The sequence below is a fragment of the Zooshikella harenae genome, assembly GCF_018837975.1.
GTDB lineage: Bacteria > Pseudomonadota > Gammaproteobacteria > Pseudomonadales > Zooshikellaceae > Zooshikella > Zooshikella harenae.
The window spans coordinates 1-822 of sequence record NZ_JAGSOY010000301.1 but is presented as its reverse complement, the minus strand read 5'-3'; the positions used below and the strand labels follow the sequence as shown (position 1 = coordinate 822).

1 protein-coding gene is annotated in these 822 nt (G+C 45.0%); it reads left to right on the top strand.

Going from position 1 to position 822, the window contains the following annotated elements; genetic code table 11:
• The coding region (locus KCG35_RS25790; RefSeq protein ID WP_215822748.1) for a transposase at positions 1–812 on the top strand (812 nt) is incomplete at its 5' end.
• Positions 813–822 lie beyond the last annotated feature (10 nt).

The following is an 822-nucleotide window of genomic DNA, read 5'->3' as shown; positions in this document are numbered from 1 at the left end:
CTTTAGCCGTTGAGATGGTTGAAGCATTTTCATTGTCATTTTCTGAAATAAAAATTAATGCAGTCATTGCTGATGCACTGTATAGCACAGCCGAGTTTATGGATAAGGTTTCCATCGCGACAGGTGGTGCTCAAGTGGTGAGTCAATTACGCTCAAATCAAATCATTTCCTCCCGAGGAAAAAAAGTACGGCTTACACATTACTTTGCACGCCAAGCAGGCGTTGATACCGAATTAATTATCCGGGGCCAAAAAACACAGTCAATTACGATGCTGGCGGCTCGGGTCTATGTGAAAGCGCATGGTAAAAAGCGATTTGTGGTTGCTCTAAAATATGAGGGAGAAAAAAATTATCGTTATTTAGTGGCATCCGACATGTCCTGGCGGCACAGTGATATAGCTAGGGTTTACACGTTGAGATGGTTAGTTGAGGTTTTCATTGAGGACTGGAAGCAACATGCTGGCTGGAACCAATTGGCCAAACAGCAAGGTGAAGAAGGATCAACGCGAGGCGTGATCATGAGCCTGCTGTACGACCATATGTTACTGCTGCATCCGGAGCAATCCGTCCGCCTTGAAAATAAGCAGCCCGGGCTACCTGTTGGCTGTTTGACTGAACGCATCAAAACAGAAGCCCTGATAAAAACAGTGGAAGCGGTTGTCACAGCGGATGAACCAAAGCAGCAACTGGAAGCATTTACCGCAGCAATTATGAGTGTACTTCCTGATCGCCAGTCAAAAAAGCATTTAAGCGGTTTAGACTTGGGCAAACAAGAGCCCACTGACTCATTAAAATACAAAGTAGCGGCATGAGTAAACGAAT